This window comes from Paenarthrobacter sp. AT5 (genome assembly GCF_032764245.1).
GTDB classification, from domain to species: Bacteria; Actinomycetota; Actinomycetes; order Actinomycetales; family Micrococcaceae; genus Arthrobacter; species Arthrobacter ureafaciens.
Genome location: NZ_CP136441.1, coordinates 60,556 through 73,814, shown reverse-complemented (window position 1 = coordinate 73,814; position 13,259 = coordinate 60,556). Strand labels below are relative to the sequence as shown.

Annotated in this window: 16 protein-coding genes; 7 read left to right on the top strand and 9 right to left on the bottom strand. The window is 62.8% G+C overall.

The window, feature by feature from the left end:
- Positions 1–161: 161 nt before the first annotated feature.
- From RI444_RS00360 to RI444_RS00350, 3 genes are all read right to left on the bottom strand, one after another.
- Entirely contained in the window at positions 162–773 is a 612-nt protein-coding gene (locus tag RI444_RS00360; RefSeq protein WP_062094472.1) for a nucleotidyltransferase domain-containing protein, read from the bottom strand.
- A gap of 78 nt (positions 774–851) precedes the next feature.
- Positions 852–1,073 carry a helix-turn-helix domain-containing protein gene (locus RI444_RS00355; protein WP_021473232.1) on the bottom strand — a complete coding sequence of 74 codons (222 nt, stop codon included), beginning with the start codon at positions 1,071–1,073 and terminating at the stop codon, positions 852–854.
- Positions 1,073–1,564, bottom strand: coding sequence for a DUF2975 domain-containing protein (locus tag RI444_RS00350; protein ID WP_062094469.1), 492 nt, complete (start codon positions 1,562–1,564; stop codon positions 1,073–1,075). Before RI444_RS00350 ends, RI444_RS00355 begins: the two co-directional genes overlap by 1 nt.
- Positions 1,565–1,789: 225 nt before the next feature.
- Between RI444_RS00350 and RI444_RS00345 the strand changes: the two genes are divergently transcribed.
- The 3 genes from RI444_RS00345 (at position 1,790) to RI444_RS00335 (ending at position 3,432) form a co-directional block, all read left to right on the top strand.
- Positions 1,790–2,356 carry a type 1 glutamine amidotransferase domain-containing protein gene (locus RI444_RS00345; RefSeq protein ID WP_062094461.1) on the top strand — a complete coding sequence of 189 codons (567 nt, stop codon included), beginning with the start codon at positions 1,790–1,792 and terminating at the stop codon, positions 2,354–2,356.
- A gap of 186 nt (positions 2,357–2,542) precedes the next feature.
- Complete coding sequence (locus RI444_RS00340) at positions 2,543–2,869, top strand: hypothetical protein (RefSeq protein ID WP_069696622.1); 327 nt, start codon at positions 2,543–2,545, stop codon at positions 2,867–2,869.
- Between the two features lie 11 nt (positions 2,870–2,880).
- Positions 2,881–3,432 (top strand): dihydrofolate reductase family protein, encoded by a 552-nt coding sequence (locus RI444_RS00335; protein ID WP_062094457.1) that lies wholly within the window; start codon positions 2,881–2,883, stop codon positions 3,430–3,432.
- A 261-nt stretch (positions 3,433–3,693) separates the two neighbouring features.
- Here RI444_RS00335 and RI444_RS00330 read toward each other — a convergent pair whose 3' ends face one another.
- Positions 3,694–3,828, bottom strand: a complete 135-nt coding sequence (locus tag RI444_RS00330; protein WP_021473227.1) for a hypothetical protein — start codon at positions 3,826–3,828, stop codon at positions 3,694–3,696.
- Between the two features lie 273 nt (positions 3,829–4,101).
- Between RI444_RS00330 and RI444_RS00325 the strand changes: the two genes are divergently transcribed.
- Entirely contained in the window at positions 4,102–4,338 is a 237-nt protein-coding gene (locus RI444_RS00325; RefSeq protein WP_207605287.1) for a DUF2630 family protein, read from the top strand.
- 3 nt (positions 4,339–4,341) lie between these two features.
- Here the strand turns inward: RI444_RS00325 and RI444_RS00320 are convergent, their stop codons facing one another.
- Positions 4,342–5,484 (bottom strand): glycerate kinase, encoded by a 1,143-nt coding sequence (locus RI444_RS00320; protein WP_062094453.1) that lies wholly within the window; start codon positions 5,482–5,484, stop codon positions 4,342–4,344.
- 219 nt (positions 5,485–5,703) lie between these two features.
- The gene (locus tag RI444_RS00315) at positions 5,704–6,666 is read right to left on the bottom strand and encodes a D-2-hydroxyacid dehydrogenase family protein (RefSeq protein ID WP_227471475.1); all 963 of its coding nucleotides are present in this window, start codon (positions 6,664–6,666) and stop codon (positions 5,704–5,706) included.
- Between the two features lie 151 nt (positions 6,667–6,817).
- Here RI444_RS00315 and RI444_RS00310 point away from each other — a divergent pair, with 151 nt between their 5' ends.
- Positions 6,818–8,656: a glycoside hydrolase family 2 protein gene (locus tag RI444_RS00310; protein ID WP_207605288.1), complete on the top strand. Its 1,839-nt coding sequence runs from the start codon at positions 6,818–6,820 to the stop codon at positions 8,654–8,656.
- A gap of 25 nt (positions 8,657–8,681) precedes the next feature.
- Here the strand turns inward: RI444_RS00310 and RI444_RS00305 are convergent, their stop codons facing one another.
- Positions 8,682–9,461: a glycerophosphodiester phosphodiesterase gene (locus RI444_RS00305; protein ID WP_083262019.1), complete on the bottom strand. Its 780-nt coding sequence runs from the start codon at positions 9,459–9,461 to the stop codon at positions 8,682–8,684.
- A 58-nt stretch (positions 9,462–9,519) separates the two neighbouring features.
- On the opposite strand from RI444_RS00305, the gene RI444_RS00300 reads away from it, so the two are divergent.
- Entirely contained in the window at positions 9,520–10,371 is an 852-nt protein-coding gene (locus RI444_RS00300; RefSeq protein ID WP_207605289.1) for an SDR family oxidoreductase, read from the top strand.
- A gap of 4 nt (positions 10,372–10,375) precedes the next feature.
- Here the strand turns inward: RI444_RS00300 and RI444_RS00295 are convergent, their stop codons facing one another.
- The gene (locus RI444_RS00295; RefSeq protein WP_179013137.1) at positions 10,376–11,185 is read right to left on the bottom strand and encodes an HAD family hydrolase; all 810 of its coding nucleotides are present in this window, start codon (positions 11,183–11,185) and stop codon (positions 10,376–10,378) included.
- 78 nt (positions 11,186–11,263) lie between these two features.
- Here RI444_RS00295 and RI444_RS00290 point away from each other — a divergent pair, with 78 nt between their 5' ends.
- Positions 11,264–12,319: a glutathione S-transferase family protein gene (locus tag RI444_RS00290; RefSeq protein WP_069696615.1), complete on the top strand. Its 1,056-nt coding sequence runs from the start codon at positions 11,264–11,266 to the stop codon at positions 12,317–12,319.
- 3 nt (positions 12,320–12,322) lie between these two features.
- On the opposite strand, the gene RI444_RS00285 is transcribed toward RI444_RS00290, so the two are convergent.
- Positions 12,323–13,252: a carbohydrate kinase family protein gene (locus RI444_RS00285; protein ID WP_207605290.1), complete on the bottom strand. Its 930-nt coding sequence runs from the start codon at positions 13,250–13,252 to the stop codon at positions 12,323–12,325.
- Positions 13,253–13,259: the final 7 nt, after the last annotated feature.

Sequence of the window (13,259 nt, the reverse complement as noted above, 5' to 3'; positions counted from 1 at the left end):
TCAGCAGCTACTAACAGCTTGTGCGCCCACTCGACGCACTTGGATGACTTAGCCCGCGTAAGACTTGAGACGTTATACGGCGATTCCTGCATGCACCTCCGCCGCTTCCAAGAAGACCCGCGCGTCCTCCAAGCGCGCCTGCGCATCAGTAAGTGCACTCACTAGGCCGCCGTCTTACCGGCAAGCCGTCGCCTGAGCCAACCTTCGTCGCCATAGACATGAATTCCTTCGCTTGTGATGGAATCAAAGATTGGCGCAACGTGTACTTCTGCGGCCTCATAGGTCATGGGCCGCACATCGTTGCCCGTGAGGCCGTATGCTTCCACAGCCAGGTCAGCAATCCTCTCGTAAAGGTCATCACTGGCGCCGTCCGGAATGATGAACAGCAGGTCGATGTCGGAGCGATTCCCCATGTCCCCGCGAGCAGCCGACCCAAAAAGCGTGACCTGCAGAGGACTCAAAGGCCACAGACCTATCCTCTGTGAAAGGAACTCGATGAAAAGATCGGTCCCCTTTGCCGCTTGGATCACCAAGTCCGCCAACATATGGCGTGGGTTCAGTGCGAACTTGGTGCGGTTCCCCACGTGAGTCGCAACGACGACACCGTTTTCTTCGAGCCTCTCCAGGCATCGACGAGCACCCGAGACTGAGGCCTGGATCGCACGTTCGCGGACGAGCTCTCCGGGTGTGCTCGGGTGACCGTCCGCAAGCGCCACCAAGACATCTGCCTCCAGGGTGGGGCAAATGGCACGCAGAGGGTTGTGAAGTTGCATCGACTACCTCCCAATCGCTTCTAATTGTACGCGATTTCTCACTCCTTGCAGTCAGCCGCGAGGCCGAAGGCCTCGGCGTCAGCGGTTGGCCGGGACCTCAGCCTCCCAGCGCAACAAATCCCCCGGCTGGCACTCCAGCACCTCGCACAGTGCTTCGAGGGTAGTGAACCGTACAGCCTTCGCACGCCCGTTCTTCAACACGGCAAGGTTGGCAGGAGTGATTCCAACCCGTTCCGCCAAGACGCCGGCAGGCATCTTCCGCTTGGCCAGCATCACGTCAATGTCCACGACGATCGGCATCAGATCACCTCGTCGAGTTCAGCGCGGAGACCGGCAGCCTCGACGTCTCGCGCTACAGCCTGGGCCAGCAGGGTCCGCAGCACCAGAATCACCAAGGCGACACCGCCAACCATGAGCGCTGCACCGCAGATCAACAACACGACCCCCGGGGCTACGTCACCCGGAGCCAGCAGAACGGCGATGGAAAACACCAACCCCGCCGCTGCTGAAACAGCCCAAAAGATGATGTCCACGAATTTGAAGGCCCCGTTCGAGAAGACCGTGCCGCGGCGCACCATTGTCAGTAGCCTCCAAACACATACGGCCACTACCTGCACGCACAGGATTCCCAGGACAACGATCACCAGGAAGGCTATCCGTGCTGCCTCCGGCGCGCCGGCCTGCTCCAGATCTGCTGAAAGCAATGGAACCATCCACACCTGAACAAACAGCGACCCCGCCAACACAACGCCGATCACCAACCGGAGCGCCAGCACTGCCAGCTTTCCCATAGCTACCCTTCCTATCGAACAACAATCAAATGTTATCGTTAAGCGATAGACAGGGTAAGCGGCTGTGCCACAGAACTTAATAGTCAGCTTGCTTATTAGTTTCGGTTTTCCTAGGCTGGATCAGGTCAGGCAAACAACTCTCAGAGCAACGGCAGCACCTTGTGCCAGCCGGGGTTTCGGACGCCACAAGCGTTCGAGACCTAGCAGCAAACAGGAGGAGGAAGAATGTCAGAACACAACATTGCAGGCAAGAAGGTCGCCTTCCTGTTGACGGACGGCGTGGAGCAGGTGGAGCTCACCAGCCCATGGCAGGCCGTTAAGGACGCCGGAGGCGAACCCACCCTCGTCGCCCTCGAAAAGGGCAAGCTCCAAGGCTTCAACGGCGTGGATAAGGGTGACACCTTCGATGTCGACCTCGCCATAGCAGACGCCGACGCATCAGACTTTGACGCCTTGGTCCTCCCGGGCGGCGTGGTGAACGCCGACCATCTCCGCGTCGACAAGGACGCGCAGAACTTCACCCGCGCTTTCTTCGAGCAGCACAAGCCGGTGGCATCAATTTGCCACGGCCCGTGGATCCTCATTGAAGCCGGCGTCATCAAGGGACGCAACGTCACGTCGTACCACACGCTCCAGACGGATCTCCGCAACGCCGGCGCCAACTGGAGCGACGAGGAAGTCGTCGTCGATCAGGGCCTGGTCACCAGCCGCAACCCTGACGACCTCCCGGCCTTCAACAGCAAGCTCGTCGAGGAAATCTCCGAGGGCCAGCACGCTGGCCAGACAGCGTAGCGCTACCCGCGCACGACCCACACACGGCAAGTGCCGCCGTCATAGTTCACAAGACTTACGACGGCGGCACTTGCCTCCCCCACGCACCGCACCAAACAGCAAATGCAGGACCAGCTTCTCGTCGTAATGTTGCGTAGATCACATTCGATGCTTAGGCTGGGGAGGCTGCAGCGTGGCAGCTACCCAATGAAAGGCAACACATTGACCAGCGAGAAGCTCTCCGTAGTTGTTCGCGTCGACGTTGACGGCGAACAGATCCAGATCGCAGCGACCGGTCGCGTTACCCTCACCAGCCTGCAGGGCCTCTACCCCGTGGTTCAGCGCACCAAGAGCCTGGGCAGCGGCCTGGACGTTCGGATGGATCTTTCGGAAGCCACAGTTGATGCCGATGCACTGGACGAACTGCAGCTTTACGCGGGCCTTTGCGAGATTCCCGTTTTGCTCAGCCCGGAGAAGAGCAACGTAACAGCGCTCCCCTCCCGCGCACCGCGACTGACGACCGCCGCCGCCTAGCGGAGGCATTCATGCGCAAAGTCACCGCCGGGCTCTTCCACTCCGTGGACGGCGTGGTTCAGGACCCTTTCAAGTTTCAGTTCGACAGCTTCGATGCGGAGCTCGGTCAGGGTCTTGGCAAGATGATCACCACAGTAGACACCGTGGTGTTGGGGCGGGTGAGCTACCAGGAATGGGCCCAGTACTGGCCCAACGCGTCACAGGATGACGACTTCGCGAACTTCATCAACCCCGTCGAGAAGTACGTCGCATCGCGGACGTTAACCGAGCCGCTGGAATGGCAGAACTCGCACCTGATCGACGGCGACGTCGAGGATTTCGTCACGGAACTCAAGTCCCGTGACGGCGGGGAAATCGCAGTCTGCGGGAGCATCTCCCTGGTCCGGCAGCTATTCTTCGCCGGCGTCCTGGACGAATTGACCCTCATGACCCACCCCGTGATTGCCGGGAGCGGCCGCCGCCTCTTCGAGGAGGGCGACCCCCTCAATCGGCTGCTACTCAAGGACCAGTACGCCACCTCAAAGGGCAACGTCATCACAACTTACAGTCTGCGCAAGGACTGAAAGCCCGACGCCAAAATCACCTACGGCGGGCAGCGAGCCGAATCGGCGCCAAAAGGGACCCAAAATTTCCCTTGGAATCTAGAAAAAGAGGCCGGGTCCACCTTAAGCGGACCGCTCCTCGGAGCTTTTAGTGCCGCGCTTTAAATCCGCTCAAATAAATAGACAAGCAGGCTTTACTAAACACATCAGAAACTCTGCATCTACCGCGAGCCGCAAGGAGGGCCCCGTCGCGGCTAGGAGTCCGGACGGGGCCAGCTCTTGCTAGCGCTGGTTCTTGCGCGGCTTGGTGAAGATGTTGCCGCTGCTTTCAGCCTTTGCCCTTTTTTCGGCGCGCTTTTCCAGGATGGTCTTTCCAGCCTTCTTGGCAGCACCGCCGCCAGGCGTTTTTCTGGCCATGGATAATTACTCCTTTCAAACTCGCAGTAACTTCACCATACCGACTTTTATTTTTTTATCCAGTCCGCTCATTTTGCATGAAAAAATTTTGCCCAGAAACTCACCAGGCGGACCCGCTTGACCGCCCAAGCACCTACCCCCGAGGCGCACCCTTGCCCGCAAATACTAAGGATGCTTATGGTAGGAAATGATCTGAGGTTCGCGCGGCGGGTGCCCTCATCGCAAAACCCCTGAGCACTTACCAAAGAAAAGCAAGCAACAAAGGAGACAGTCATGGAGAACCAAGACATTCTGGAACGCATTCAGTCGCTGGTGGAAGAAGAACACCGACTTCGCGACGAAGCAGTGGACGACGGCGATGACAACCGGGCACGGCTTGCCCAGGTAGAGGCCCAGCTGGACCAATGTTGGGACCTCCTGCGCCAGCGCCGCGCGAAGCGGGATGCCGGTGAGGACCCGGACGAAGCCGAAGCCCGCACCATCAGCGAAGTGGAGGGCTACCGCCAGTAGCTCCTAAGCGCCCTCAAGCACCTGGCTCGTGGCCCACGCAACGTACTTTCCGGCGTTGGCCACCGCATCCGCAACATCGGGAAGTCCGTCCTTGCGCTGGGCTACGTCCAGCAGCTGGGCGGCAGCCACGATTCCGTGTTTTGCCAAGTCCTCGGGCGTGACCGTGATGCGGCCGGCAACAGCCACCACCGGGATGCCGTGCACGCTGGCAGCGTCGGCCAGTGCGATCGGGGCCTTACCCGTGAGCGATTGCTCATCCATGGACCCCTCGCCCGTGATCACCAGATCGGCCTCAGCCAAGTGCTTCGCCAAGCCCGTCAGGCCCGCCACGAGGGCGAACCCGCCTTCCAGCGCGGAATCGGTGAAGGCAAGGAACGACGCCGGGAAGCCACCTGCCGCCCCCGCACCCGGAACGTTCACGTCGCGGCCCGTGGATTCCCGCAGGAGCGATGCCCAGTTGCGGAGTCCGGCGTCGAGCTTTTCGACAGCCTCTTCATCGGCACCCTTCTGGGGGCCGAAAACATGGGCGGCGCCTTCGGTGCCGTACAGCGGGTTTTGGACGTCGACGGCGATCCGGAACTTGACGCTGGACAGCCTCGGGTCGAGCCCGGATACGTCCAAGGCGACGACGTCGACCAAGGAACCTCCGCCAAGCGGCACCACGTTGCCTGCCGAGTCCACGGGCTTGAGCCCCAGGGCACGCAAGGCTCCGCTGCCGCCGTCGGACATTGCCGAGCCGCCCAAGCCCAGCACTATCTCGGTGGCACCGGCGTCGAGGGCGGCGGCGATGAGCTGGCCGCAACCGTAGCTATGGGCACGCAGGGAGTTCTCCGGGGTGGGTTCCATGTGTGCGAGGCCGGAGGCCTGGGCAGTCTCGATGACCGCTGTCGCTCCACCGAAGGAGTTCTTTTGAATGGCCCACGAGGCGCCGACGGGTTTGAGGATCGGGCCAACAACGGCGTTGTTCCGCTCTTCGTAACCAGCGGCGATGGCGGCGTCGAGGGTGCCTTCGCCGCCATCGGCTACGGGGAATTGGGTAGTGACGGCGTCCGGGTAGACGCGGAGGGCACCTTCTGCCATGGCTGACGCGGCTTCGGCGGCGGTCAGTGATCCCTTGAACTTGTCAGGGGCGATGAGGATACGCATGGATCTATCTTGCCAGCCCTTTGTGGGAAAGCGCTTGCCGATCGCGTAATGAGTCGCATAATGAGACGTGTTTCGGCGCCGGGTTAGTTGGCGGCGAGGGCGTCGCATCCTTTTCCGCCAACCGCTACCGTAGCAACGGGAGCGATCAGCGCGAAGGGGTGCGCCGTCGCGTCGCAACGGGTGCGATCAGCGCTAACGGGTGCGCCACAGCGCCCTGGCTCAGCCGTTCAACACCCGGACAGGGGTGTCCGCCAGCCAGCCCTTGACGTCCTCGAACGCCCCTCCGTAGAACTGGCGGTAGCTTTCGTGCGTCACATAGCCGATGTGCGGTGAGAGGACCGTCCTTGGAGAATGCAGCAGCGCATGCCCTGCGGGGAGCGGCTCATCGTCGAAAACGTCCAGCGCAGCCCCGCGGATCCACCCCTCCTCCAGCGCCCGGATCAGCGCAGCCTCGTCCACCAAAGGTCCGCGGGCGGTGTTGACCAGCAAACCTTCGGGACCAAGGAGGCGCAGCTCGTTGGCTCCCACAATCCCCCTGGTACGCTCCGAAAGCCGCAGGTGGAGCGTGACGACGTCGGACTCGCGGAACAGCTCCTCCTTAGTGACCTTTCGGGCACCGGCAGCCTTCGCGGCTTCAGACGTAAGGTTCTGGCTCCAGGCCAGGACGTCCATGCCGAACGCCTGCGCGTACCGGGCGATCCGGGAGCCGATCTTGCCGAGGCCAACAATTCCGAGCGTCTTTCCTTCGAGTTCAAACCCGACGGCGGACTGCCACCCGCCTGCCCGGAGCGAGTTCTCCTCCGCCACGAGGTTGCGGGCGAATGCCAACAAGAGGGACCAGGTCATCTCCGGAGCTGCTGCCGGGGACCCGGCCGTACCGCACACCACGATGCCACGCTCGGATGCGGCATCCATGTCGATCGCCGCGTTGGCCATCCCCGTGGTGACCAGGAGTTGCAAGTTGCCCAGCTCTTCGAGGACATGACGCGGGAATCGGGTGCGTTCGCGCATGGCAACGATGATGTCGAACGGCGCCAATGCCGCCACCGCCTGCTCCTCCGACACGAAAGGTGCGCTGAAGACCGTGACCTTCACGCCGTCGTCGAGCAGTGAATCCCACGGAGCGTAATCGCTGGAGACCTGCTGGTAGTCGTCAAGGATGGCCAAGCGGTACTGGGTCACGTCAATCTCCTTGCGGCGGCTGGACTGTATTAACCAGACTCTCATGCCACGACTTTCCTCGCGGATAATCCACATAGCCGTCCAAACCCTCGCATCCGGACGCGAAAGATTCTAACGTTGTAAAAACGAGCCTGCCTTCTAAGGAGCTGCCTTGACAGTCGCCAGCAACCACGCCCTTCCCAAACCTGAGCATCCGCGGCCGCAACTGGTCCGGGACACCTGGTTGAACCTCAACGGCACGTGGGGATTCGAGATCGACGCCGGTGACTCAGGATGGGAGCGCGGCCTCACCACACGGGAGCTCACCGGGGAGATCCTGGTTCCCTTCGCTCCCGAGTCGGCCCTGTCCGGCGTCGGGCACGTGGACTTCATGGAGGCCGTCTGGTACCGGCGCACCATCACCGTTCCCGGGGAATGGGCCGGGAAGAAGGTCCTGCTCCACTTCGGCGCCGTGGATCACGATGCCACGGTATGGGTCAACGGAGTGGAGGTGGCCCGGCATCGCGGCGGCTTCACCCCCTTCACGGCAGATCTCAGCGGATTGGCCGAACCCGGCGAGGACGCAGTGCTGGTGGTGCGGGCCAGGGACTCCCGGCATGAGATGCAGGCACGCGGCAAGCAAGCCACCTGGTACAGCAACACCCACTGCCAGTACACGCGCACCACGGGGATCTGGCAGACGGTGTGGCTTGAAGCCGTTCCCGAGGTCCACATCAAGCACCTCCGGATCACTCCCAACCTTGCCGATTCCAGTCTGGCTCTAGAGGTGCCCCTCTCGCAGAACCGTGCAGGCCATACCATCAAGGCCATCCTCAGGAACGCCGGCACCACCGTAGCGGAAGCGTCGGTGCGGGCGGACCTGGACCTATCGCCATCGCTCCGGCTCGGCATACCGCAGGATGAACTCCGGCCGTGGTCACCCGAGGATCCCTTCCTATATGACCTTGAGGTGGCCATCGAGGACGCCACTGGTTCGCCGGTGGACCAGGTGGCCAGCTACGCCGCCGTCAGGTCCGTGGCACTGGACGGCAAAGTGGTGCGCATCAACGGCAAGCCCGTATTCCAGCGGCTCGTTCTGGATCAGGGCTACTGGCCGGACTCACTCATGACGTCGCCGGACGATGCGGTGCTGGTCAAGGACATCGAACTCTCCATGGCCGCAGGTTTCAACGGTGCCCGGCTCCACCAGAAGGTCTTCGAAGAGCGTTTCCTCTACCACGCGGATCGCTTGGGCTACCTCGTCTGGGGCGAGTTCGGGGACTGGGGCGTGTCCGGCGGAGGAACGGTCGGCCACAACCAGAAGCCCACTGCGAGCTTCGTTGCCCAGTGGTTGGAGGTGCTGCAGCGCGACTTCAACCATCCGTCCATCATCGGCTGGTGCCCGCTCAATGAAACACACCAACTCCTCCATGACCGCATCACCGTGCTGGACGACGTCACGCAGGCCATGTTCCTAGCCACCAAGCTGGCCGATCCCACGCGCCCGGTGATCGATGCCTCGGGCTACTCCCACCGCGTCCGCGAGACGGACATCTACGATTCCCACTCCTACGAGCAGGATCCGGACAAGTTCCGCCTCCAGCAGGAGGGCCTCGCCGACGGCAAGCCTTTCCTCAACCGCACCCCCGACGGCGGGGATTACTCGGTCCCCTACGCCGGCCAGCCCTACTTCGTCTCCGAGTTCGGGGGTATCTGGTGGAACGAGGAAGAGGCCAGGCAGGCCGCTGAAGCCGGCAATGATGTGGCAAGTTCCTGGGGCTACGGTCAGCGCGTGGCCAGCGAAGAGGAATTCTATGAACGGTTCGAAGGCCTGTGCCGCGTCCTCCTGCGGAACGCGGATATGTTCGGGTACTGCTACACCCAGTTGACGGACGTCTTCCAGGAGAAGAACGGCATCTTCACGTTCGATCGCGGCCCCAAGTTCGACCTTGAGCGCATCCGGGCAGCACAGCTGCGCCCTGCGGCCATCGAGGGCGAACAGGATCTCTGACTCGACTAACGGGTGGCCAAGTTCCTCATACCCAGTCGTCCCGCTCAATCAGCACTTGTTTGAGCAGGTCCAGCCGGTCGGACACAATTCCATCCACGCCCAGATCCAACAGCCGCTCCATCTCCGCCCGCTCGTTGATGGTCCATACGTGGACGAGGCGGTCGATGCGATGTGCGCGGCGAATAAAGCCTTCGCTTACTACGCGAAAGCGGCCGTAACGGACGGGCACTTGGAAGACATCGACGTCGGCAAGCAGCCTACGCGCCAACGCAGCCGGAAGTATTGGGCCCAGGAAGACAAAAAGGGCCGTGAGGGTAGAGCCTGCCGAGGACGCAACCCGTTTGTCCAGGCGCTTCAGGACGGCCCGTCTGCGGCGGTCCGAGAAACTGGTGACGAGGACCTGGCTGTGGATGCCGTGCCGTTCGATGGCTTCCGCCATGGGACCCACCGAGTTCCAGTCCTTGACGTCCAGATTCAGTTTCGCGCCGGGAAGGGCTGTGACGAGCTGGTCGAAAGTCGGTACAGGTTCGATGCCGCCGATGCGGGCTTGGGTCACCTCGTCACCGGTCAGCTCGGCGATCCGTCCTGCAGCATTCGTCACCCGGTCCAAAGACGCGTCATGGAAAACCACCAAAAGCCGGTCCGCTGTCGTGTGCACATCGGTCTCAACGTGGACGGTCCCCAGCTCAACAGCCGCGTGGAAGGCTGCCATCGAGTTCTCCAACCCGTCCAGGGAGAAACCTCGATGGGCCAGTGCCAGAGGACCGGAAGAACCGTCCTTGCGAAGAAAGTAGGGCAGCGTCACACGGGTAGCGTAACTGAGGGATCCGGCCGCCCGCGGTGACGGCTGGCAGACTATTGGGATGACTGTGTTGATTGCCGGTTGCGGCGACCTCGGAACTGAAGCAGGCCTGCGGTTCGCGGCGGCGGGACATGAAGTGATCGGCCTCCGGCGTTCACCGGAGAAGCTGCCGGGGGAAATACGCGGCGTCCGCGCCGACTTGTCGCAAGAGGTACCAGCGCTGCCGGCAGATGCCGGAACCGTAGTGATTGCCCTGGCCGCTGATGCTTCCACCGAGGAGGCCTACCGGGCAGCATACGTGGACGGGCTTTCCCACGTCCTGGATGCCGTGGACCGCCAGGCTGTTCCGCCCCGGCGCATCTTGCTCATCTCCTCGACGGCCGTCTACCCGGACGCAGGTGGAGCCGTGGTGGACGAATCGACCCCCACCAAACCAACCCGTTTCAGCGGAAAAATTCTCCTGGAGGCGGAGGAGTTGCTCTTTTCCCGCGCCGGGGAATCCCAAGCTGTGGTCCTGCGCCTTGGAGGGATCTATGGCCCTGGAAGGACCCGGCTCATTGACCAGGTCCGCTCCGGCAAGGCCGTCATCCCGTCCCAGCCCAAGCACACCAACCGCATCCACCGCGACGACGCCGCTGCCATGATCGTCCATTTGGCCACCATGGAACAGGAGCCGGATGCGGTCTACGTGGGCGTGGACAACGAATCGGCTGAACTGGGCGACGTTTTGCGCTTCCTCGCCAAGGAACTGCAGCTTCCGGAACCTCCGGCAAGGCCTGCCTCCGACGACGGCCCAGGAGACAAACGCTGTTCGAACCAGCGGCTCCTGTCTACCGGCTTTACCTTCACCTACCCGAGCTACAAGGAGGGCTACCGGGCAATCCTCGCCGGTGAGGGCGTGCGGCACCCTTGAGGGCTTAGACCTTCTCCCCGGCCAACTTCGCTTCGAGTATCTGGGCCACACCGTCGTCGTCGAAATGCGGAGCCTGCCGGCCGGCAGCGAGGATCGCCTCCGGATGTCCGCTGGCCATGGCATAACCGTGGCCGGCCCAACGCAGCATCTCGATGTCGTTGGGCATATCCCCGAAAGCCACGACGTCAGCCGCTTCAATGCCCAGCGACTCGGCATACTTTGCGAGCGTCACGGCTTTGTTGATGCCTGGCACGGACATCTCCAGCAAAGCGGTCCGGGGCGCAGAGTGCGTTGTAGCCACCAAGTGCGCGACGGCGGGTCCGACTTCCGCGAGGAACTCGTCCGGGGTGCCTTCCCGGGTGATGGCCAGGAACTTCACCACTGCGTCAGCGGCCGTCAGTGTCCGATCCAAGGGGGCGGGAGTGAATTCCCCGAGCAGCTCGCTGGTTTCGTTTTCGATAAAGCCGGGTTCAAGGTGGAAGCCGTGGAGGGTCTCCGCCCCGAACAGAGCGTCAGGCCTGATCGACTTGATGATTCGCCGCGCTTCAAAGACAGCGGTGATGTCCAGCGCCGTCGACGAGATGGGCTTCCCGGCAGCAGGGTCCCAAACAACGGCGCCGTTGGAACAAATGACGATTCCGCTGTGGCCGAGCTGCTCCTCCAACGGGTACAGCCAGCGCGGCGGGCGGCCGGTGACAAAAACGAGTTCCACCCCGGCGTCGCGGCAGGCCTGGAAGGCCCTGATGGTCCTGGCGCTGATTTTTCCGTCGTGACCGAGGATGGTGCCGTCAATATCACTTGCTACGAGCCGCATCATGCCAGTCTACGTGGGTAGCCCCGGCGTTTCCCCCGGCCCTCGCCTGCGGAGAGAAGCACAACATAGTGTGGGTCCATGAGTGAGAAAACGACCCAGGAGTACAGCACAAAAGGCGCATACGTCACCGGCGGCGAGTTCAACCGGGACACCAACTACATCGAGGACCGCATCACCCGGGACGGCACGCAGGGACCAAACGGCGAACCCGGCTGGCCCGTGGAAGCCGGGCGGTACCGCCTCATCGCTGCCAGGGCGTGCCCGTGGGCCAACCGCACAGTCATCGTGCGCAGGCTCCTGGGCCTTGAGGATGCCATCAGCCTCGGCCAGCCCGGCCCGACTCATGACGCCCGTTCCTGGACGTTCGATCTCGACCCCGACGGCAAGGACCCGGTGCTGGGAATCGAACGTTTGCAGGAAGCTTTCTTCCGTCGTTTCCCGGACTACCCGCGGGGCATCACGGTCCCCGCGCTTGTGGACATTCCCAGCGGCGCCGTAGTCACCAACAACTTTCCGCAGATCACCCTGGACTTCTCCACCGAGTGGACGGAATTCCACCGCCCCGGAGCTCCCAAGCTGTACCCCGAGCACCTGCGGCAGGAAATCGACGAGGTCAACAAGCGGGTCTTTACCGAAATCAACAACGGCGTCTACCGCTGTGGTTTCGCGGGGTCCCAGGAAGCATATGAAGCCGCCTACCAACGGCTATGGACGGCGATGGACTGGTTGGAACAACGCCTTTCCCAGCAGCGCTACCTTGTGGGAGACACCATCACGGAGGCCGACGTCCGCCTCTTCACCACCCTGGCAAGGTTCGACGCTGTCTACCACGGCCACTTCAAGTGCAACCGGAACAAGCTCACCGAGATGCCGGCATTGTGGGCCTACGCACGGGACCTGTTCCAGACGCCCGGGTTCGGGGACACCATCGACTTCGTGCAGATCAAGCAGCACTATTACATCGTCCACGAGGACATCAACCCGACGCAGATCGTCCCGGCGGGGCCGGACTTGTCCGGATGGTTGACTCCGCACGGCCGGGAGTCCCTCGGCGGGCGTCCCTTCGGTGACGGCACACCCCCGGGACCGGTCAAGGCGGGAGAAGAAGTCGCCGAAGGACACGGCGCCGTCTGAGTTCTAGGCGTGGTTCAGTTCAGCCCTCGACGGCGGATTGGCTCCGGCGCGTGAAACGGTGACGGCCGCAGCCCTCGCCGCGTGGTCCATGATGGCGGCGAGGGTTTCAGCCGGCATGGCGCGGAGTTCATCGCGGTTCTGGGCGCCGTCCAACCCGCGGTCCACAATGGCTGACAAGAGACCGGCCATGAACGAGTCACCGGCACCCACCGTGTCCACCACATCTACCAGCGGTGCCGGAAGCTGGGTTTCGCCTGCACGCGTGATCCCCCAGGGGCCCCGCGCTCCGCGCGTCACCACCACCATGGCGGGCCCCTCATGGCCGCCCAATGCCATCCAGCGACGGGCCGAGTCCAAGACATCTTCGCCCGGGTAGAGCCATTCAAGGTCTTCGTCCGATGCCTTGACCACGTCCGCGAGGCTCACGAATCGTTCGGCCTGCCGGCGGGCATATTCCCTGTCAGTGATGATGCTGGGGCGGCAATTGGGGTCGAAGCTGACGGTGCATCGTGGGTGGGCGAACTCGACGGCGGCCAGCACTTCCCCGGCCCCGGGTTCCAGGAAAGCGGCGATGGATCCCGTGTGCAGCAAAGTGGCACCTTGCAGCATGAGGGGCAGCCGCCCGATGAGTCCGGGGACATCCCAGGCGAGATCGAACGTGTAGGTGGCGGCGCCGTCGTCGTCCACCAGGGCGGTGGCCACGCTGGTGGGCTTGTCGTCGGGCGGAAGCGGAACCATGACTGAACTGGACCGCAGGTGGGCGCCCACGGAGTCCCCGTAAGCGTCCTTTCCGTACCGGCCCAGGAATTGGACGGGATGATCCAGCCGGGCCAGGCCCACGGCAACGTTGAGCGGGCTGCCGCCAACGTGGGCCTCTATCCCGCTGGAACGCTGGACGACGTCAACAAGGGCCTCGCCAATAACAGTCAGCATGGGACAA

Bases quoted from the DNA above. Each gene is read 5' to 3' on its own strand.
- RI444_RS00320 (WP_062094453.1), bottom strand. From the start codon at position 5,484: ATGCGTATCCTCATCGCCCCTGACAAGTTCAAGGGATCACTGACCGCC.
- RI444_RS00285 (WP_207605290.1), bottom strand. From the start codon at position 13,252: ATGCTGACTGTTATTGGCGAGGCCCTTGTTGACGTCGTCCAGCGTTCC.
- RI444_RS00290 (WP_069696615.1), top strand. From the start codon at position 11,264: ATGAGTGAGAAAACGACCCAGGAGTACAGCACAAAAGGCGCATACGTC.
- RI444_RS00295 (WP_179013137.1), bottom strand. From the start codon at position 11,185: ATGCGGCTCGTAGCAAGTGATATTGACGGCACCATCCTCGGTCACGAC.
- RI444_RS00355 (WP_021473232.1), bottom strand. From the start codon at position 1,073: ATGCCGATCGTCGTGGACATTGACGTGATGCTGGCCAAGCGGAAGATG.
- RI444_RS00325 (WP_207605287.1), top strand. From the start codon at position 4,102: ATGGAGAACCAAGACATTCTGGAACGCATTCAGTCGCTGGTGGAAGAA.
- RI444_RS00345 (WP_062094461.1), top strand. From the start codon at position 1,790: ATGTCAGAACACAACATTGCAGGCAAGAAGGTCGCCTTCCTGTTGACG.
- RI444_RS00335 (WP_062094457.1), top strand. From the start codon at position 2,881: ATGCGCAAAGTCACCGCCGGGCTCTTCCACTCCGTGGACGGCGTGGTT.
- RI444_RS00300 (WP_207605289.1), top strand. From the start codon at position 9,520: ATGACTGTGTTGATTGCCGGTTGCGGCGACCTCGGAACTGAAGCAGGC.
- RI444_RS00340 (WP_069696622.1), top strand. From the start codon at position 2,543: ATGAAAGGCAACACATTGACCAGCGAGAAGCTCTCCGTAGTTGTTCGC.
- RI444_RS00330 (WP_021473227.1), bottom strand. From the start codon at position 3,828: ATGGCCAGAAAAACGCCTGGCGGCGGTGCTGCCAAGAAGGCTGGAAAG.
- RI444_RS00350 (WP_062094469.1), bottom strand. From the start codon at position 1,564: ATGGGAAAGCTGGCAGTGCTGGCGCTCCGGTTGGTGATCGGCGTTGTG.
- RI444_RS00360 (WP_062094472.1), bottom strand. From the start codon at position 773: ATGCAACTTCACAACCCTCTGCGTGCCATTTGCCCCACCCTGGAGGCA.